Genomic DNA, 18665 nt, shown 5'->3' on the forward strand with positions numbered 1-18665 from the left:
TCTGATCGTTCGGCTCGAGATCGGTTTAGCCCTTTTCGCGGGCTTGCCCGCTCCCACAGGTACTGCACAGGTTTTAAAGTACAGGGAGATCCTGTGGGAGCGGGCGTGCCCGCGAATGGCACACCACCGATCAAGGCTTGCGAATGGGGTTGCGGGCGGCCTCGCGCAAGCTCTCCAGCAAATCCAGCACCGCCCCCTCGATATGCGGCTCATCCCGCCAGCACATGCCAATCGAGCCTTCCGCTTCCAACTCGAAATCCAGCCGCTGCAACAACCCGCGCCCATGGAAATGCTCGGCCACCCGCCCGGACGCCACGCACAGCATGTCACTGTTCTGCATCAACCACAGGTTGGCCATCAGCGACGACGATTCGATTCGGCACGGCAACGGCTTGCGCCCGGCGTTGCTCAGGGCGGTGTCCAGGCGGTTGCGAATGGGCGTGGCGGGCGGCCACAGCAGCCAGTCGTACTGGTACAGGTCGTCCCAGCTCAGGCCTTTTCGCTGGGCCAAAGGGTGGTCGGGGCGGGCGACCACCTGCATCGGCTCGCGGAACAGCATTTCGCTGTGCAGGGCCTGGCTCGGCTGGTAATTGTCGACACGCCCTACCACCACGTCCAGCTGGCCCAGTTGCAAACGCTCCAGCAGCACATTCATGGTGCTTTCCTGCAGCGATACCTGCGCTTTCGGGTGTTTATCCAGGAAATACAGGATGGCATCGGGTACCAGGCTCGGTGCCGAGGCCGGTGAGGTACCGATGGCCACATTGGGCGTATTGCCTTCACGCAAGGCATCCAGGTTGCTCTGCGCCCGCTCCATTTCGCTAAGGATTCGCCGTGCATGGTTGACCAGCAAAGTGCCCTCGGCGGTCGGCCGCAGGCCACGGGCATGGCGTTCGAACAGTAACGCGCCGGCGTCTTCCTCCAGCTCCTTGAGGAACTTCGACAGGCCTGGCTGGGTGGTGTAGGCCTGCCGGGCGGTGTCGCTGAGGTTGCCGGTTTCGGCCAGTGTCACCAGCAGTTGCAGGTGGCGCGGGCGCAGGCGTCGGGTCCAGTGCATGGCATGTCTCTCATCATCTTTTTTATATGGATGCATATGAAAATATCATTTTTTTTGTATGTCGCGTGGGCGTTTAATCGCTCCCACAACGGGGGCGCTGCCACTGCCATTCGCCCCATACAGCCCACCACAGGTGAAGCGATGAATAACAACGACAACATCGGCACGGCCCGCGCCGGCTTCTATCAACGTATCGACAGCCAGGCGCTGTTCCCGCTGTGGGAGCAACTGCACAACCTGGTGCCGGCACAGCCCACTACCTCTTGCGTTCCCGCGCTCTGGCGTTTCAGCGAGGTGCGCCCGTACTTGATGGAGGCCGGCCAGCTGATCAGCGCAGAAGAGGCGGTACGCCGGGTGCTGGTACTGGAAAACCCTGGTATCCGTGGCCAGGCCTCCATCACCCCCAGCCTGTATGCCGGTTTGCAACTGATCCTGCCGGGCGAAATTGCCCCCAGCCACCGCCACAGCCAGTCTGCGCTGCGTTTCGTGGTCGAAGGCAAGGGCGCCTATACGGCGGTGGATGGCGAGCGCACCACCATGCACCCAGGCGACTTCATCATCACCCCGTCCTGGACCTGGCACGACCATGGCAACCTGAGCGAGGCCGAAGGTGGCGAGCCGGTGATCTGGCTGGACGGCCTCGATATCCCCACCGTGCGTTTCTATGGCGCCGGCTTTGCCGAGAACTACCCCGAAGCAGTGCAGCCCGTCAGTCGCCCCGAGGGCAACAGCCTGGCCCGCTACGGCGCCAACATGCTGCCGCTGCGTCACGAAGTACGGGGCGCCACCTCGCCGATTTTCAGCTACCCCTATGCCCGCACCCGCGAAGCCCTGGCCACCCTTGAGCGCCAGGGCGAGCTGGATGCCTGGGACGGGGTGAAGCTGCGCTACGTCAACCCGGCCACTGGCGGCTGGGCCATGCCCACCATCGGCACCTGCATGCAGCTGCTGCCGCGTGGCTTTGTCGGCAAGACAGCCCGCTGCACCGACGCCACCGTGTATTCGGTGGTCGAGGGCCGGGGCCGCGCCATCATCGGTGGGCAGGCCTTCAGCTTCGAACCCAAGGACACCTTCGTGGTGCCGAGCTGGGTGCCGTTGAGCCTGCAAGCCGACGACGAGTGTGTGCTGTTCAGCTATTCCGACCGGCCTGTGCAGGAGGCCCTTGGGCTGCTGCGCGAAGCCCGCGAAGACCATTGATCCAAGGAAACCCTGCCATGACCTACCTGTTCGAACCTGCCGCCACCACCAGCTTGCCGATTGCCGGCAGTGACCAGCGTTTCCCGGTACGCCGCGTGTACTGCGTGGGCCGCAACTACGCGGCCCACGCCCGCGAAATGGGCTTTGACCCTGATCGCGAACCACCGTTCTTCTTCTGCAAGCCGGCTGACGCCGTGGTACCGGTAGCCGAGGGCCAGACCCTGGAGCTGGCCTACCCGGCCGAGACCAGCAACTACCACTACGAGATCGAGCTGGTCGCGGCCATTGGCAAAGGCGGGCGCAACATCCCGCTGGAACAGGCCAGTGACCACGTCTGGGGCTACGCGGTAGGCCTGGACATGACCCGCCGGGACCTGCAGATGAAAATGCGCGAGATGGGCCGCCCCTGGGAAATCGGCAAGGCGTTCGACGCTTCTGCGCCCATTGCACCGCTGTACCCGGCCAGCGAGGTTGGCCACCCGGCACAGGCGGGCATCTGGCTGCAGGTGGAAGGTGCGGACCGCCAGCGCAGTGACATCGACAAGCTGATCTGGTCGGTGCCCGAAACCATCGCCTACCTGTCGCGTTTCTTCGAGCTGCAACCCGGTGACTTGATCATGACCGGCACCCCCGAAGGCGTTGGCCCGGTGGTCGCGGGCGAGTTGATGGTGGGTGGTGTCGATGGCCTGGGCGAAATCCACGTCCGCGTCTTCTGATAGCCCCGGGCCGGCGCAGTCGGCCCTTCCTCCCGGTTATACACGTGGCCTGCGCCTGGCGCCGGCCCGGAGGTTTCGCTCATGTCTTCCACCGACAAAAACAATACCGTGGATGTACAAGCCTTCATCGACAGCCAGCCTGTTGCCAGCTTTCAGTGGCGCATCCTGCTGCTGTGTTTTCTGGTGACAGCCATCGATGGCCTGGACACGGCTGCCATCGGTTTCATTGCCCCGGCGCTACGCGAGCACTGGCAGATCGGCGCTGCCGACCTTGGCCCGGTGCTGGGTGCCGCGCTGGTCGGTTTGATGCTCGGCGCCTTCATGGCCGGGCCGTTGGCCGACCGTTTTGGCCGCAAGCGGGTGCTGTTGTTGTCGGTGGCCTGCTTCGGCGCCTTCAGCCTGGCCGCTGCGTTCGCCCAGGACTTGCACAGCCTGGCGTTGTTGCGACTGCTTACAGGGCTGGGGCTGGGCGGGGCAATGCCCAATGCCATTACCCTGACGTCGGAGTATTGCCCGCAACGCCGCCGCTCGCTGATGGTGACCGGCATGTTTTGCGGCTTTACGCTGGGTTCGGCGTTGGGTGGCGTGGTCGCTGCGCAGCTGTTGCCGCTGTTTGGCTGGCGCAGTGTGCTGGCGCTGGGGGGCGTCTTGCCGCTGGCGTTGCTACCGGTACTGGTAGTGGCCCTGCCCGAGTCGGTGCGCTTTCTGGCGCGACGCAACCCGCGTGACACCAAGGCACTGGCCATCTTGCAGCGCATCGGCGCACTGCCGAGCGGTTGCCAGGGTTTGCGCATCGACGACGTTGTCGAAGGCCATTCGCCTGTGCGCCAGATTCTGGCTCCGCCATTACGCCGTGGCACCCTGGCGCTGTGGCTGGCGTTCTTCATGAGCCTGCTGATCATCTACGGCATGACCAACTGGCTGCCGCTGCTGGTACGTGACACCGGCCTGAGCCTGAGCCAGGCGGCGTTGATCAGTGCGTTGTTCCAGATTGGCGGCACCCTGGGGGCGCTGTGCCTGGGCGCGGCCATGGACCGCTTCAACCCGCACCGCGTGCTGGTGCTGGCCTTGCTCGGTGGCGCAGCGTGCCTGTTTGCCATCGGCCAGAGCCACGGCGACTACTCACTGCTGGGCCTGAGCGTGGCCGGCATGGGTTTTTGCATCAGTGGTTCGCAGGTAGGCGCCAATGCCCTGGCTGCCGCTTTCTACCCCACCAGCAGCCGCGCCACCGGGGTGAGCTGGGCGCACGGGGTAGGGCGCATCGGCTCGGTGTGCGGCACCTTTGGCGGCGCATTGCTGATGGATGCCGGGCTGTCCTTCGAGGTGCTGTTCGGTGTGCTCATGGTGCCCGCCGTACTGGTTGCTGCGGCGATTTTCTTCAAGGGCATGCGGCCGACTGCCGTGCTGCACGCCAACCCCCACATCACGCTCTGATCCAGCAGGACTACTGCCATGCAGCTTTACAGCTTTTTCAACAGTTCCACCTCGTACCGGGTACGCATTGCCCTGGCACTCAAAGGCCTGGAGGTGGATTACCACGGCATCAACCTGCGGGCCGGCGAGCAACGCCAGGCGCAGCACCGTGAACTCAGCCCGATCGGTGGCGTACCTGTACTGGTCGGCAACGACGGCATCAGCCTGACCCAGTCGCTGGCCATCATCGACTACCTCGATGCGCAGTACCCCCAGGCGCCGTTGTTGCCCAAGCAGCCGCTGCTGCGCGCACGGGTGCTGGAAGTTGCACAACTGATCGCCTGCGATATCCACCCGTTGAACAATGTACGTGTGCTGGGCTACCTGCAGCGGGTGCTGGAAGTGGGCGCTGAGGATAAAGACCGCTGGTACGCCCATTGGGTGGCCGAGGGCCTGGCTGCACTCGAAGCCTTACTCCAACGCCATGGCGCTGGCCCGTACTGCTTTGGTGAGCAACCCACCCTGGCGGATTGCTGCCTGGTGCCGCAAGTGGCCAACGCCGAGCGCATGGGCTGCGACCTGCAAGCCTACCCGCGGGTGATGGCGGTGTACGAGCACTGCCAGGCACAACCCGCGTTCGAGCGCGCGGCTCCAGGCCGCCAACCCGATTTCATCCAATAAGAAACGCAGCCTGTACGGAGACCCCAACCATGACTGCCAAACAACAAAAAATCATCCTCGTCGGTGGCGGTATCGGTGGCCTTGCAGCCGCCCAGGCCCTGACCGCGCAAGGTATCCAGGTGCTGCTGCTGGAGCAGGCCGACCATATCGGTGAGATCGGCGCGGGCATTCAGCTTGGCCCCAACGCCTATGCCGCGCTGGATGCGCTGGGCGTGGGTGATGCAGCGCGCAACCGCTCGGTGTTCACCGACCACCTGATCATGATGGATGCCATCGATGCCCACGAGGTGGGGCGCATCGAGGTGGGTGAGCGTTTCCGCCAGCGCTTCGGCAACCCGTATGGCGTGATCCACCGTGCCGACATTCACCTGTCGATCCTGCAAGCCGTGCAGCAGAACCCGCTGATCCGCTTCCAGACCTCGACCCACATCGCCGGCATGGAGATGGACGACCAGGGCGTGACCCTGACCGACAGCAAGGGCAACCGTTACCAGGCTGACGCGGTCATCGGCTGCGACGGCGTCAAGTCGGTGATCCGTGAGCGCATGGTCGGCGACCCGGCGCGGGTCACCGGGCATGTGGTGTACCGCGCAGTGGTGGATGTGCAGAACATGCCCGAAGACCTGCGCGTCAACGCCCCTATGCTGTGGGCGGGCCCCCGTTGCCACCTGGTGCACTACCCGCTGCGCGGCGGCCAGCAGTACAACCTGGTGGTGACCTTCCACAGCCGCAACGAGGAACAGTGGGGTGTGACCGATGGCAGCAAGGAAGAGGTGCTGTCGTACTTCGAGGGCATTCATGAACGGCCACGGCAGATGCTCGACCGGCCAACTTCCTGGCGCCGCTGGGCCACTGCCGACCGCGACCCGGTGGAGCAGTGGGGCGAAGGGCGGGCGACCTTGCTGGGTGACGCCGCACACCCGATGACCCAGTACCTGGCCCAGGGGGCGTGCATGGCACTGGAAGATGCGGTGGTGCTGGGGCAGGCAGTGAAGGCGTGTGAGCATGACCTGCAGGCGGCATTCCGCTTGTACGAGTCGGTCCGTATTCCACGTACCGCCCGGGTGTTGTGGTCGGCGCGGGAAATGGGGCGGCTGTACCATGCCAAGGGTGTAGAGCGGCTGGTGCGCAACCAGTTGTGGGCAGGGCGTTCGCAAGAGCAGTTTCACGATGCGGTGCAGTGGTTGTACGGCTGGAATATCGACAGCTGCCTGAAACACTGATCGCAGGCTCAACGCCGGGCAGACAACTGCTGCGGCGCCAGAAATGCATCATGGAAGTAGTTGCGCACGGCCTGCATCGCCGGGCTGAACGCCCGTTCCCGATGCCAGGCCAGCCCTACGCTCATCGGCGTCACCGGGTCGCTGATGGTCACTGTTTCGATGCGCTTGCCCTCCAGAGACCAGGGCCTGTGCACCAGGTCCGACAGGATGGCCACGCCACTGCCATTGGCGACCATGCTGCGCACTGCCTCCACCGAACTGGTGCGCACCCGCACGCTCGGGCGCTGCCCGGCCTGCTCCCAATAACGCATGGCGCTCTGTTCGGCTTCGTCCACGGTCAGCAGGATGAACGGCTCGCAGGCCACATCGGCCAGGCTCACCGACGAGCGCTCGCACAGCGGGTGGTGGCCGGGCAGCCACAGCCGGCGCTCGGAGTTGAACAGCGTCTCAGAGACAATATCAGGGTGGGTGAGGTTGGCAGTGAGCACTACCGCCATGTCGAAACGCCCCTCCAGCAAGCCTTGTTCGATGGCGCTGCGTTCCTGCTCGTACAGCTCCAGGGTCACGTCCGGGTGCCAGTGCTCAAGCCGCTGCAAGTGGTGAGGCAGGAAGTAGCCGATCACTGTGTAACTGGCCGCCAGGCGCAGCAGGCCATTGGCACGCACGTCCGGCAGCGGGCTGTTCAGGGCGTCATCGACACTGCGCAAGATCACATAGGCGCGGTTCAGAAAGTGCCGGCCGGCCTCGGTCAGGTTCATGCCCTGGGCCGAACGCTGGAACAGCAGCACACCCAACATGGCCTCCAGCTCCTTGATCGCCGTGGTCACCGCCGACTGCGAAATGTTCAGGTGGATGGCCGCCTGGGAAATCTGGCCGATCTCGGCAGTGGCAACGAAATAGCGGACCTGGCGCAGGGTCAGTGACACGGTAGGCTCCTGGGGTATCTGATTTTCCGAAGACACCCTATCTGTTTATAGATCTTCCCAAGGGGGTGAGGAGAATCTAACGTGGCTGGCATGCAGTCACAAGCGCCAGGAGAAGCAGTCATGCAGGTGGTGGATTTCAACTCGGACATGGGCGAGGGGTTTGGCCCATGGACCATTGGCGACGGCGTCGACAACGAGCTGATGGGCTACATCAGCAGCGCCAACATCGCCACCGGCTTCCATGCCGGCGACCCCGGCACCATGCGCCGCACCGTGGAACGGGCCAAGGCCTTGGGCGTGGCGGTGGGTGCGCACCCGGGTTTCCGTGACCTGGTCGGTTTCGGCCGCAGGCATATCAACGCGCCTGCCCAGGAACTGGTCGACGACATGCTCTACCAGCTGGGCGCACTGCGTGAAATCGCCCGCGCCCAAGGCGTGCGCCTGCAGCACATCAAGCCGCACGGTGCGCTGTACATGCACCTGGCGCGTGACGAAGCTGCCGCGCGGTTGCTGGTGGAAAACCTGCGGGTGATCGAGCCTGAACTGCTGTTGTATTGCATGCCGGGCTCGGTGATTTGCCATATTGCCCAGGCGCTCGGCCAACCGGTGGTTCGCGAGTTCTACGCCGACCGCGAGTACGACCTGAGCGGCTCCATCGTGTTTACCCGCAATGTGCGTGGCTACGACCCCAAGGCCGTTGCAGACCGGGTACTGCGCGCTTGCCAGCAAGGCGTGGTACGCACGGTCGAAGGCCAGGACCTGGCCATCGCGTTCGATTCCATCTGCCTGCACAGCGATACCCCCGGTGCGCTCGACCTGGTCGAAACCACGCGCAAGGCGCTGGACGCGGCGGGGATCGTGGTGCGCGCGCCGCGCTGAGTCGAGAGGTATCCGGCCGGTACAGGCCGGAGCCCGTGCATTTTGTTTTCGCCTGCCTTTCTATAAAGATTCCAAGAAAAGGAACAGTCATGGCCGAACCGCTTGCTACAACCCCGATCCGCTACAGCTTCGGCGCCGACGAGCATCTGTTTGCCGAAGTCAGCGAAAGCATGTCGCTGGAAGCCTTCTTCAAAGGCATGGCCGTCACCCGCGCAGTGGAGCGGTTGGCCCTGGATGGCGTGCTGGACGTGTGCCTGGCCAACGCCTCGTTCCAGATCCGCTTTGATCCGGATCGCATTGCGCCGCAGGCGCTGCTCGAAGCGGTGCAAGGCGCCGAAGCGCAGGCCGTGGCCGAGCGCTCGTTGCAGACGCGGATCATCGAGATCCCGGTGCTGTACAACGACCCGTGGACCCATGAAACCCTGATGCGTTTCCGCGACCGCCATCAGGACCCGGACAGCACCGATCTTGAGTACGCGGCGCGTATCAACGGCCTGGCCGATGTGGACGCATTCATCGCCGCCCACAGTGGCGCGCCCTGGTTCGTATCGATGGTCGGTTTCGTGGCGGGCCTGCCGTTCATGTTCCAGATGGTCGAGCGCGAGCGGCAACTGGAGGTGCCCAAATACCTGCGCCCGCGCACCGACACCCCCAAGCTCACCTTGGGCCATGGCGGTTGCTTCGGTTGCATCTACTCGGTGCGCGGGGCAGGGGGCTACCAGATGTTCGGCGTCACCCCGGCACCGATCTACGACCCGCAGCAAACGTTGAATTACCTGAAACAGCACATGGTGTTCTTCCGCCCAGGCGACATCGTGCAGTTCAAGCCCATCGACCGCAGGGCTTACGACCAGGCGGTAGCGGATGTGGAAGAGGGCCGTTTCGACCTGCGTATCCGCCCGGTGGAGTTTTCTCTGGATGCCTTCCTCGCCGACCCGGTCGGCTACCCCAAATCGTTGCAGGAGGTGCTGGCATGATCAAGGTGATCAAACCCGGCCTGGCCACCTCGGTCCAGGACCTGGGCCGTGAAGGCTATTACCACCTCGGCATCCCGCCGTCCGGCGCGCTCGATCAGTATGCCTTGTGCGCTGCCAACCACCTGGTGGGTAACCCGGCCGGTGCGGCTGGCCTGGAGTGCGCGCTGGTGGGGCCGGAGCTGGAGTTCCAGCAGGATGCGCTGGTGGCCGTATGCGGTGCACAGATGCCCGCGTTGCTGGATGGCCGCGAGCAACGCCCGGACACGGCGTTTGCCGTGCGTGCCGGGCAGGTGCTGAGCTTCGGCTTTCCCACCGCGGGGGCCAGGGCGTATGTGGCCGTGGCCGGCGGCATCGACGTGCCGCAGGTGCTTGGCAGCCGTTCTACCTACGCGCTGGGCGCCTTGGGTGGCTTGCACGGGCGCAAGTTGATGGCCGGCGACCTGTTGCCGGTCGGCGTCGCGAGTGGCAAGACCCGGGCCGGAGCAAGCTTGCCCATGGCCCTGCGCCAGGCTTTGGGTGGCGAGGTCGTGTTGCGGGTAGTGCCAGGGCTGTATTTCCATCGTCTGACCGAAGCTGCGGCGCAGAGCTTCTTTACCCAGGCCTGGACTGTCGGCTCCGAAGCGGACCGTATCGGCTACCGCTACAAAGGTGGCAGCGCCTTGAGCTTCCAGCCACGGGAGCAACCATTTGGTGCAGGTTCCGACCCTTCCAACATCGTTGACAGCTGCTACCCGATCGGCTCGATCCAGGTGCCTGCGGGCCTGGAGCCGATCATTCTGCACCGTGATGCCGTGTCCGGTGGTGGTTACGCCATGATCGGCACGGTGATCAGCGCCGACCTCGACCTGATCGGCCAGATGCAGCCCAACCAGCAGGCACGGTTCCTGGCGGTGAGCCTGGAGCAGGCACTGGAAGCGCGGCGTTCGTACAAGAAAAAGCTGGCGTGTGTTGCCAAGCTGTTTGCCTGACTTTGATGAAGCGGGCCCGCTTTTCCATAGGGGCTGGTTTGCCAGCGATGGGCCGCAAAGCGGCCCCTTTGCCTAATGCCAGTCAGTTAAGAATACTGGGGCTGCTGCGCAGCCCATCGCAGGCAAGCCAGCTCCCACACCGATCGCACTGAACTCAAGCCATGCGCTGTACCTGTGGGAGCTGGCTTGCCGGCGATGGGCCGCAACGCGGCCCCAAATTGCTTAACTGACTGGCATGAGCCCCCTTTGCCTACATGTATTTATCCAAAATGTTGCCAGAGAAATGTCTGGTAACTCGAAGAAGAGACGGATCCTACAACCGTTTAGGAAGCCCCAGACTCCTTGAAGAATTGATTCCCCGATAGTGTTCGTGTCTTCAGCCTGCTGGTAGACAAGGACCCTTCATGCCCGGCCCAACCGATACCCCTCCGGTAAAACCCGAGGGCGCTGCCGATGCCCGCGATGTAACCGAAAACACCCTGCACGGGATGCTTGACGGCCCGCAGGATACCCTCTCGCCTTACCCGGCCGACGAGGGAAGGCAAGCCGATCAGCCGGGCTACGAAGGCTACCCCGCCGACCCGGAGTTCCAGATACGTGGCGCCTTCAAAAACCTGATGCTCGACGCGGCAACTCCGCTGTTCGGCCTGGTCATTCGCCTGCGCACGCTGGATGACCTGCCCAATATCGCCTACGTGCACAAGACCGTGCAGCAACAGGTCCGCAACATCCGCGAAGAGATCCGCCAGCACGGCTACCCCATTGCCCAGCAGGAAGTCTATTCCTACGGCCTTTGCCTGTTCCTGGACGAGGCCGTGATGAGCCGCCCATGGGGCAACCCTTCGTGCTGGAGCCACGAACCGCTGCTCAGCATCTTCCACGACGAGACCCAGGGCGGCGAAAAGATCTTCGTGCTGATCGAACGGGTCCTGCAGTCGCCCAAGGAATTCCAGGATGTGCTGGAGTTCCTGTACTTCTGCATTTGCCTGGGCCTCAGGGGCAAATACGCCCTCGACCCCAAGTGCGATGACATCGCCGCTGCCCTGATCTCGCGCATGCACAAGGTGATCCGTGAGCTGCGCGGCCCCGTGCCGGAAGAGCTGTGCGACCCCTACAGCAACGTCGTCGATCGCCCCTACCGCGGGCCAGGCTGGGAGTGGCCCTGGTGGAGCCCGCTGGTGCTTTCGGCCATCGCCATGGTCTGCGCCTACAGCTACTACAGCTACCGCCTCGACCTGGTCACCGCCCAAGTGCTGGAAGCACTCGACGCCATCATCCAGCAGTAGCGGGGACGCCACATGCCTAGCCAATCCGATTTGCGCTTTACCTTCCAGCCGCTGGTGGGCCGAAATGAGTTCGAGGTGGTGTCGTTCGAACTGGACGAAGCCATCAGCTCGCCCTTTCAACTGCAGCTGGAGCTGATCAGCTTCCAGGACGATATCGACTTCGGCCAACTGCTCGACAAGCCGGTGCTGTTCACGGTCTGGCGCGGTGAGCGCCCGCTGCGCTACGTGCACGGCCTGGTCAGCACCTTCAGCCAGGGTGAAACGGGTTTCCATCGCACCCGCTACCACGCCCTGGTCGAACCCACGCTAGCTCGCGCCGGGCTGCGCTCGAACTGGCGCATCTTCCAGCAGAAAACCGTGCCGCAGATACTGGAAATCATGCTCGAGCGCCAGGGTATTACCGGCTACACGCTAAAAAGCATCGACAAGCATGAGGTGCGTGAGTTTTGCGTGCAGGCCGGCGAAACCGACCTGGATTTCATCGCCCGGCTGGCCGCCGAAGAGGGCTTCGTCTACCGCTTCGAACACACGCCCAAACTGCACAGGCTGATCATCACCGACCGGCTGCTGGCCTTCGGGCAGATCAGCCTGGGCGCGATCAAGGCGGATGACGAGGACGACGGCTTCTTCGCGCAGGACGACCTCGACCCCAACCAGGTGCTGTACCACGCCAACAGCGGCGGCGATCAGGCCCGGCCTTGCCTGCGCCGCCTGCGCTACAGCGAACAGGTGCGGACTACCCGCCAGGTGCAACGCGACTACACCTTCACCCACCCGGCTTACCGCCTGGAACAGCGTGCCCACGGCAGCGACCTGACGCAGCCGTCCACCCCCTACGAACGCTTCGACTACCCCGGCCGCTACAAACGCGAGGCGGTGGGCGTGCCCTTCACTGCCACCCGCATCACCGCCCTGCGCCATGACGCCCGCATGGCCGAGGTGGAAGGCGACGATGTGCGCCTGCAACCGGGGCTGAGCTTCACCTTGACCGGGCACCCGCGCGAAGGCCTGAACCTGCATTGGCGGGCCAGCCGCGTGCACCACGAGGGCAGCCAGTTCACCAGCTTGCAGGAGGAAGCGGCGGGTGCGCAGCAAGGCACGCGCTACACGCAGGAAACCGTACTGGTCCCCGGCAGAGCCGAATGGCGCCCGGCGCCCTTGCCCCGGCCACGCATCGACGGGCCGCACATGGCCACGGTGGTCGGGCCGAAGGGTGAGGAGATCTACTGCGACCAATGGGGCCGGGTGAAGGTCAGCTTCCCCTGGGACCGGGAAAGCCAGGGCAACGAGTTCAGCTCCTGCTGGGTGCGTGTGTCGCAGGGCTGGGCTGGCGGCAGCTGGGGTTCGATGGCCATTCCGCGCATCGGCCAGGACGTGATCATCCAGTACGTCAACGGCGACCCGGACCAGCCGATGATCACCGGGCGGACCTACTGCGGTGACCAGTTGCCGCCGTATGACCTGCCCGAGCACAAGACGCGCATGACCATCAAGAGCCAGACCCATAAAGGCGACGGCTACAACGAACTGCGTTTCGAGGATGAACTGGGCAAAGAGGAAGTTTTCATCCATGCCCAGCGGGACCAGAACAATGTGGTCGGCCAGGATGAGACCACGCGTGTGGGGCGTAACCGTATCGAGCAGGTCGGCAATGATGAGCACCTGAGCATCGGCAACAGCTTCCGCCAGGAAACGGCATACAACCATACCCAGGTCATAGGGCAAAACAGCCTTTTGGACATCAAGTGCGACCTTGTCGAACAGGTGGGTAACAACCACACCGAAACAACGGGCGCCAACCATCGCGTTGTCATCGGTAACAACAGCGAGCTTGTGGTCAAAGGGGCTCAATCGATCAGCGTCGGGCAGGGGGTGCAGCAACGCACGACGGTCTTCAGGTTGCTGGCCAGTGAGCGTATCGAATTCACAAGCCCTGGGGGCAGCATCGTGCTGGATGCGCAGGGCATTAGAATCAATGGCCTGACACTTGACCTTGAAGGGCAGACCAAGGCTGTTGCGAAAGGCGATGGCAATAGCCAGTCACTTGAGCTTACAGCCGATGGCAGCAACAAGTGCGAGGTCAAGGCATGAATGTCGACAGCCTGGTCAGCCGCATCGTAGGGCATCATGCGGCGCACCTGCATTGCCATGTGCTGATAGACCCGCTGGCGATCGCGGGGAAAAGCGACCATGCCTTGCTCGCACACCTGCGCGAAACCTTGGGTGCGTCTGCATTGACTCGCGTGTACAGGGCTGACCTGGCCCATGCACCTCACCTGCACCCGGTGCTGGCCTGCCTGGCTTCACCCGGAACGATGCCCAGCCGTGAGTTGCTGGAGCTGACTGCGCGTGCAGCATACAAAGGGCTGCACCAGCACCGGCGCTACCTGTGTGGCTGGCTGCTCAGCGAGGCAGCGTCGGCCACGGTAGCCACCCATCTCACCACCATGTGCCGAATACCCGATGCCGAGCGGAAGTTCAGCATTTACCCGGTCTATGAACCCGTTCGCCTGGAGCTGCTCGCGGCGACGTTCAAGCACGTCGAGCATGGCCCGTGGTGGCCGATCAACAACTGGTTGTTCCTGAGCAGTGGTGGAAGGCTGGCTCACCTCAAGGGGCATGGGGGGCAGCGGCATTCTTTGCCGGGGCCTGCACTGCGTATTCAGGGTGATGTGAAGATGATCGAACGGGTGCTCGCGGCCTGGAGGGAGTTGAGGGCTGGTTCATCCCTGATGAACCAGCGCGAGATTCCGCCCTTCGCGGCCGTAAGCGCCTCCAACTTCATCGATGACGCTCGCATGCTGGGCTTGAACGCGACACATGACATTCAGGTGTTCGCCCTCTATCACCTTTGCCTTCACTCCCGCCTGCATACCGTACCCGCCGTTCGAAGCATGATTGACGCGGCTGCCAAAGGGCAACGGCCGCTCACGTCGATGTTTGCCCAGTACTCCGATGAGCAATGGCAACGCACGGTTTACAGCCTGCGTGGATCCGAGGAGCGCCAATGAGTATCAATGAAGCCGTAAACCTTGCGCTGGCAGAAGCTGCGCTCCTGCACGACCAGTGCATGGCCTGCGAACGGCAAGGCCTGCCGATCCTGCCCCTGCGCCGCGCCCTGGTACCGGACACCCGGCCGCAGTGCCTCACCACTGTGGTCGGCAGCCTGCATATCTCGGCCAAGCTGGGCGTACGAACGTTGCGCATGGGGTACCTGTATGTGCTGCTCGACCAGCAGGTCTGGCATGCCTACGAAGTGAGTGAGCAGGGCCACCTGCGCCGCTTCAATCCCTACGAGCCGTCAGATGGCCTGCCTGCATCACTGCCCGAAAAGTGTACGAATGAAAACCACGACATTCCCTCGTCCTTCCTGAACATCGACACCGACCAATATGGCAGCGCCTGGCTGGCCTTCTCCAGCGACCCTTGGCCGGTGAGTGTGCTGAATGCCTACAAGAAGGGCCAGGCGCCTGCGCACCGCTTCGAAGGGGTGGACCTGACCCAGGCACGCAACAATCCTGAGTTGGCAGGCATCGCCATGACGCCTGACAACCTGCACGTCGACAAGGAAGTGTTCGAGTATGCGCAGCACGGGTGTTCGCCGTTCGACAGTGCGCATGGCTTTCACACCCGCTGGCTGCGCCGGTTTGCCCTGAAAGGGTATCTGGTCAATGCGATGAACCGGCACAAGCTGGAGAATGGCGTGCTGGCGGTGGTGCTCGATGACACCGTTGGTTTGATTCAGGAGTTCAACCACCAGCGTTTGAACTGGGTGGTGAAGCGCCAGGTCTGGCGGGAAGACCCTATGCGGGCCTATCAGTTACAGACCTCACAGATCCTGCAAGTCATCCGCGCCACGCACCGGGAGTGGGCGGCGCAGAAGGTGCCTTCACTGGAGTCGATGGCGGGTAGGGGACCGTTTGTACCGATAGATCCGACGCTGGACCGGCCTCGTATGGTCGAGCAGGCACAGAAGGACAGCGACGATAAACTCGAACAGCGCTACCATGAACCGCAACGGGCAGCGTTCCAGGCCGAGTACGATCAGCAGGAAGCTGAATTTCAGGGTTACATCGACAAGGACGCCCGCGCGTATGCCGCGCTGTTCGACACGCCCATGTTCAAGGTGGCCGAACAATACGACTACGACGGTGCGCATCGTGAGTCTGGCGTGGCGTATGCCAAGACCATGGCGCTGTGCCTGGGCGGTGGCATTACCGAGGCGGTGGCGCCCGATGCAACGCCTGCGGCTGGTACCAGCGAAACGCTCTGGCTGAAATGGCTGCAAGACCCCGATAGCCCACCGTACCGCGCATTGCTGATGCGCGACCGCGCGTTGCTGGCTGGCCTGCTTCCCAGCTTTGCCACTGCCGAAGCCATCAACTGGAATGACAGCGACAAGCTCTACGGCATGCTGAGCAAGATCATTGCCAGCAACGACGCCGGCTTGCGCATGCGCAATACCCTCAAGCAGGCCATCGCAGAAACCCAAGGAGGCCTCAACGCCGCCAGCCAGCGCCTGGCACCTCGCTTGCCAGCGGGTATCCAGAACGCTGTGCGGCATCTGAACAGCGCGACGCAGTTCCTTTACAACGGCGTGCACCTGATCGAACTGGAAGTGAAGATGAAGCTGGGCGAGTACTACGCCCTGCAGAGTGCCCACCTACGCGAGTTGCAGCACAAGGCCAATGCGTCGATTGCGGAGGCCAGGGACCGGATGCATCGCAATATCGATGACATCGACATTCATTCAACGAAGGCCTGGAACAAGGTACGGCCGATCATGCAGCACGGGCTGATGAGCCTGGCCGTGCTTGATCCGCGGTTTACCAACACCATGATCAGTGTGTCGGTGTGGATCGAGGGCACAGCTGAGGAGGTGCGTGGCCGTTTGCTGGATGAAGCCAACATGAAGGTGACCCAGGCGAGCAGCTTGGCGCAGCGGACCTTGGTGGATATCTCGGTGGCGGCGGGGACGCTGGAGGCGGATGCGCGAAAAGTCTTCCAGGGGCTGCGCATTACTTCACATCAAGCAGCACAGCTGGTGCGAACCGGCTTTGGCGGGTTGCGGGGTGTGGCAGGCAGTTGGGAGCTGCTATTGGCGATAGGCGGGTTGTACTTGCAGCATGACAGTTTGACCAGAAACCAGGAAAAAGCGGAAGCGGAGATTGGGCCAAAGGCTCATGAAGCACAGTTGGCGTTGCAAGGCTCAACGCTGGGAGTGCTTGGGGGGAATATCGAGGTGATTGGGCTAATCATGCGATCTGGTGTTGCTCACGTAAACATGCCGTGGACTAGAGGCGTCGCAATTGCTGGAGAGGTCTTGATAAAAGTCGGTGCGGTTATAAGTTCTGTGGCAGGCATTTTCGACATGGCTCAGGCAGTCGCTGCTAGTCAACGGGCTAAAGCATTTGGCGATAGTACGGCGCGAAAGCAGCATAGGCTGGCTGCGGCACTTTATGGTTCTGGGTCTGTAGCCTTTGCAGTGGCGGTTATTAAAACGTCTTTGCTTGGCCCTTTAGGCCTGGCTTTACTGCTGATGCTGGGAGCATATGCGCTAAGCAAGCATGCTGAAAAAAACGAATCTTCCCCGTTAGAGCGTTGGGCAAGGCGATGCTGCTTTGGAAGGGCAGATGAAATTCCAGTTGTCCATTGGAAAACTCCTGAATACGCAGACATTGCGTTTGCAGAGCTCAACGCAGCCACGTTGGGTGTAACGGCTGCCTTGCATTTCGAGTCGACTCTCAGTACCGATCCTACAGCGCCACGGATAGGAGGGCTGATCGGGCTGGAAAGAGAGCAGAAACTGAAATTTCAAATAATTTTACCAGGTTATAAAGAAGAGATTTCAGCTTACCGTTGGAGTTTGATTTTACATCGGTGCGGAGATGGCGAGTTCCCTGAGTTCACGGGTGGGGAGTACATTCTTGCTGACGAGTATCATGCCTCATCTGTAGACCCTTTAACCAAGTTTGTTAGTTTTTCAGGCTTCGCAGTGCCGCGGTTTCCTGACTATAAAAGCGGTTTTGGTTTTGATAAAAAAATTCATGTTGCTGCGATGGATGAGGGTGGAGTCGTTAACTTAGAGGTGTCTGGGGTTGTGGGTCTTATGTCGACAATAGGAAGTCACTCTATTGTTGCATCTACGTTGTTGCTAATGTATTGGCCTGATCGGAATATTGATAGTGCATATGTCGAGGTGTGTAGTCGGGGGCTAAATGATTAATCGTGAACCAAAAGCATTATGGGGGCGAGCGATAGGCTGGAGCTACGACCTTCCGCACGTTGACGAGGTGCCAGCACCGCGCTTCAGTGTAGGGGACATCAAGCCGCCGCCAAATTATATTGACGAGGTGTATCTGGAACTGCCTCGGTCCAGTATCATTTTGCGTGGTGTTATAGCTTTGATCAGTATTCCTCTTTTGATGTTTCAGATTGGTTTGATGTTATGGATGTACTGGGATTTATTTAGTGGCGACTGGTCGCATGATTGGTTGACTAACGTTCTTGGTTTTTTAGTGCCGATTGTTTCGCTTTGGGCTATTATCCCATTTGCTAAGTTGGATTTAGTGCTTCCAAGGGACGAACCAATCCGTTTTAATCGTCTGCGACGAAAAATCTATTTCTATCAATACCGATACCACTACATTTACTTGTTCAGCCGTAAGCACTGGGGTGTAAAACCTGTCGCCTATAACTGGGATGACGTTACCGCCGAGGTCCACCGAATCTACGCCCCCGGCCACGGCGGTGTTATCGAAAACGTCAAGTTGTCTGTCCGCAACCCCGAAACCAATGAAGTCATTGATCGCGTGGAATTCGCCTCCAACCTATATAAGGGTGAAGCCTACTGGGCCATCGCCCGGCTGTTCATGCAACAAGGCCCCGAAGCGCTGCCAACATTCGTGCACCCACCCCGTGACTGGAACGATGACGATGGCCTTAGCCACATGCATTGCCTGGCGCCGAAAGTTCACTGGCCAGTGGCGATTGATCTTGAATCCCGAACTGCACCGTCTGAAGGAGAAACCCTATGAGCCCGGTTGTACTTGTAGGCCATCAACACAAATGTCCGCTGCATGGGGTTAACCAGGTGGAGAGCGGCAGTGCTGCCTATACGTTCAACGGCAGGGCCGTTGCCAGGGTGGGCGACCGGACCACGTGTGGTGCGGTGATCGAGAGTGGGGCCGAGCATTTCCTGATCGAAGGTGCGGCGGTGGCGCGTAAAGGCGACCGGACGGATCATGGTGGTGTGCTGGAGGAGGGGGATGCTGGCTGGTTGCTTTAACGGACAGGCATTGAAGTGGATGGCCCCGGCTACGCCGGTGTTCGCGGCTAAAGC

Annotated in this window: 16 protein-coding genes; 14 read left to right on the forward strand and 2 right to left on the reverse strand. The window is 61.9% G+C overall.

Features of this window, described 5'->3' with window-relative positions; genetic code table 11:
* Positions 1–130: 130 nt before the first annotated feature.
* Entirely contained in the window at positions 131–1057 is a 927-nt protein-coding gene (locus ACFY9W_RS22305) for a LysR substrate-binding domain-containing protein (RefSeq protein ID WP_391134800.1), read from the reverse strand.
* Between the two features lie 141 nt (positions 1058–1198).
* Here ACFY9W_RS22305 and gtdA point away from each other — a divergent pair, with 141 nt between their 5' ends.
* The 5 genes from gtdA (at position 1199) to ACFY9W_RS22330 (ending at position 6287) form a co-directional block, all read left to right on the forward strand.
* On the forward strand, positions 1199–2254 hold the full coding sequence (gtdA, locus tag ACFY9W_RS22310; protein ID WP_391134803.1) for a gentisate 1,2-dioxygenase: 1056 nt from the start codon (positions 1199–1201) through the stop codon (positions 2252–2254).
* A gap of 17 nt (positions 2255–2271) precedes the next feature.
* Entirely contained in the window at positions 2272–2970 is a 699-nt protein-coding gene (locus ACFY9W_RS22315; RefSeq protein ID WP_391134806.1) for a fumarylacetoacetate hydrolase family protein, read from the forward strand.
* An 81-nt stretch (positions 2971–3051) separates the two neighbouring features.
* Positions 3052–4404, forward strand: a complete 1353-nt coding sequence (locus tag ACFY9W_RS22320; RefSeq protein WP_391134809.1) for an MFS transporter — start codon at positions 3052–3054, stop codon at positions 4402–4404.
* 18 nt (positions 4405–4422) lie between these two features.
* Positions 4423–5064, forward strand: a complete 642-nt coding sequence (maiA, locus tag ACFY9W_RS22325; RefSeq protein WP_391134812.1) for a maleylacetoacetate isomerase — start codon at positions 4423–4425, stop codon at positions 5062–5064.
* Positions 5065–5093: 29 nt separating this feature from the next.
* The gene (locus ACFY9W_RS22330) at positions 5094–6287 is read left to right on the forward strand and encodes a 3-hydroxybenzoate 6-monooxygenase (RefSeq protein WP_391134815.1); all 1194 of its coding nucleotides are present in this window, start codon (positions 5094–5096) and stop codon (positions 6285–6287) included.
* 8 nt (positions 6288–6295) lie between these two features.
* Here ACFY9W_RS22330 and ACFY9W_RS22335 read toward each other — a convergent pair whose 3' ends face one another.
* Positions 6296–7213 (reverse strand): LysR substrate-binding domain-containing protein, encoded by a 918-nt coding sequence (locus ACFY9W_RS22335; protein WP_391134818.1) that lies wholly within the window; start codon positions 7211–7213, stop codon positions 6296–6298.
* Positions 7214–7333: 120 nt separating this feature from the next.
* Between ACFY9W_RS22335 and ACFY9W_RS22340 the strand changes: the two genes are divergently transcribed.
* The 9 genes from ACFY9W_RS22340 (at position 7334) to ACFY9W_RS22380 (ending at position 18611) form a co-directional block, all read left to right on the forward strand.
* Positions 7334–8092, forward strand: a complete 759-nt coding sequence (locus ACFY9W_RS22340; protein WP_391134822.1) for a 5-oxoprolinase subunit PxpA — start codon at positions 7334–7336, stop codon at positions 8090–8092.
* A gap of 89 nt (positions 8093–8181) precedes the next feature.
* On the forward strand, positions 8182–9069 hold the full coding sequence (locus ACFY9W_RS22345) for a carboxyltransferase domain-containing protein (RefSeq protein WP_391134825.1): 888 nt from the start codon (positions 8182–8184) through the stop codon (positions 9067–9069).
* On the forward strand, positions 9066–10037 hold the full coding sequence (locus ACFY9W_RS22350; protein WP_391134828.1) for a 5-oxoprolinase/urea amidolyase family protein: 972 nt from the start codon (positions 9066–9068) through the stop codon (positions 10035–10037). The genes ACFY9W_RS22345 and ACFY9W_RS22350 overlap by 4 nt, the downstream gene beginning before the upstream one ends.
* Positions 10038–10441: 404 nt before the next feature.
* Positions 10442–11323, forward strand: a complete 882-nt coding sequence (icmH, locus tag ACFY9W_RS22355) for a type IVB secretion system protein IcmH/DotU (RefSeq protein WP_391134831.1) — start codon at positions 10442–10444, stop codon at positions 11321–11323.
* A gap of 12 nt (positions 11324–11335) precedes the next feature.
* The gene (locus ACFY9W_RS22360; RefSeq protein WP_391134834.1) at positions 11336–13414 is read left to right on the forward strand and encodes a type VI secretion system tip protein TssI/VgrG; all 2079 of its coding nucleotides are present in this window, start codon (positions 11336–11338) and stop codon (positions 13412–13414) included.
* Entirely contained in the window at positions 13411–14334 is a 924-nt protein-coding gene (locus ACFY9W_RS22365; RefSeq protein WP_391134837.1) for a hypothetical protein, read from the forward strand. The genes ACFY9W_RS22360 and ACFY9W_RS22365 overlap by 4 nt, the downstream gene beginning before the upstream one ends.
* A complete protein-coding gene (locus ACFY9W_RS22370) occupies positions 14331–17549 on the forward strand; it encodes a T6SS effector BTH_I2691 family protein (protein ID WP_391134840.1) in 3219 nt (1072 codons plus the stop codon). Before ACFY9W_RS22365 ends, ACFY9W_RS22370 begins: the two co-directional genes overlap by 4 nt.
* Positions 17542–18360 (forward strand): DUF6708 domain-containing protein, encoded by an 819-nt coding sequence (locus ACFY9W_RS22375; protein ID WP_391134843.1) that lies wholly within the window; start codon positions 17542–17544, stop codon positions 18358–18360. Before ACFY9W_RS22370 ends, ACFY9W_RS22375 begins: the two co-directional genes overlap by 8 nt.
* Positions 18357–18611 (forward strand): PAAR domain-containing protein, encoded by a 255-nt coding sequence (locus ACFY9W_RS22380; protein WP_391134846.1) that lies wholly within the window; start codon positions 18357–18359, stop codon positions 18609–18611. Before ACFY9W_RS22375 ends, ACFY9W_RS22380 begins: the two co-directional genes overlap by 4 nt.
* Positions 18612–18665: the final 54 nt, after the last annotated feature.

The sequence above is a fragment of the Pseudomonas sp. NPDC008258 genome (assembly GCF_042956345.1).
In the GTDB taxonomy this organism is placed as follows: domain Bacteria; phylum Pseudomonadota; class Gammaproteobacteria; order Pseudomonadales; family Pseudomonadaceae; genus Aquipseudomonas.

Excerpts from the sequence above, each read along its gene's own strand:
- ACFY9W_RS22305 (WP_391134800.1), bottom strand. The coding sequence starts at position 1,057 with ATGCACTGGACCCGACGCCTGCGCCCGCGCCACCTGCAACTGCTGGTG.
- gtdA (WP_391134803.1), top strand. The coding sequence starts at position 1,199 with ATGAATAACAACGACAACATCGGCACGGCCCGCGCCGGCTTCTATCAA.
- ACFY9W_RS22315 (WP_391134806.1), top strand. The coding sequence starts at position 2,272 with ATGACCTACCTGTTCGAACCTGCCGCCACCACCAGCTTGCCGATTGCC.
- ACFY9W_RS22320 (WP_391134809.1), top strand. The coding sequence starts at position 3,052 with ATGTCTTCCACCGACAAAAACAATACCGTGGATGTACAAGCCTTCATC.
- maiA (WP_391134812.1), top strand. The coding sequence starts at position 4,423 with ATGCAGCTTTACAGCTTTTTCAACAGTTCCACCTCGTACCGGGTACGC.
- ACFY9W_RS22330 (WP_391134815.1), top strand. The coding sequence starts at position 5,094 with ATGACTGCCAAACAACAAAAAATCATCCTCGTCGGTGGCGGTATCGGT.
- ACFY9W_RS22340 (WP_391134822.1), top strand. The coding sequence starts at position 7,334 with ATGCAGGTGGTGGATTTCAACTCGGACATGGGCGAGGGGTTTGGCCCA.
- ACFY9W_RS22345 (WP_391134825.1), top strand. The coding sequence starts at position 8,182 with ATGGCCGAACCGCTTGCTACAACCCCGATCCGCTACAGCTTCGGCGCC.
- ACFY9W_RS22350 (WP_391134828.1), top strand. The coding sequence starts at position 9,066 with ATGATCAAGGTGATCAAACCCGGCCTGGCCACCTCGGTCCAGGACCTG.
- icmH (WP_391134831.1), top strand. The coding sequence starts at position 10,442 with ATGCCCGGCCCAACCGATACCCCTCCGGTAAAACCCGAGGGCGCTGCC.
- ACFY9W_RS22360 (WP_391134834.1), top strand. The coding sequence starts at position 11,336 with ATGCCTAGCCAATCCGATTTGCGCTTTACCTTCCAGCCGCTGGTGGGC.
- ACFY9W_RS22365 (WP_391134837.1), top strand. The coding sequence starts at position 13,411 with ATGAATGTCGACAGCCTGGTCAGCCGCATCGTAGGGCATCATGCGGCG.
- ACFY9W_RS22370 (WP_391134840.1), top strand. The coding sequence starts at position 14,331 with ATGAGTATCAATGAAGCCGTAAACCTTGCGCTGGCAGAAGCTGCGCTC.
- ACFY9W_RS22375 (WP_391134843.1), top strand. The coding sequence starts at position 17,542 with ATGATTAATCGTGAACCAAAAGCATTATGGGGGCGAGCGATAGGCTGG.
- ACFY9W_RS22380 (WP_391134846.1), top strand. The coding sequence starts at position 18,357 with ATGAGCCCGGTTGTACTTGTAGGCCATCAACACAAATGTCCGCTGCAT.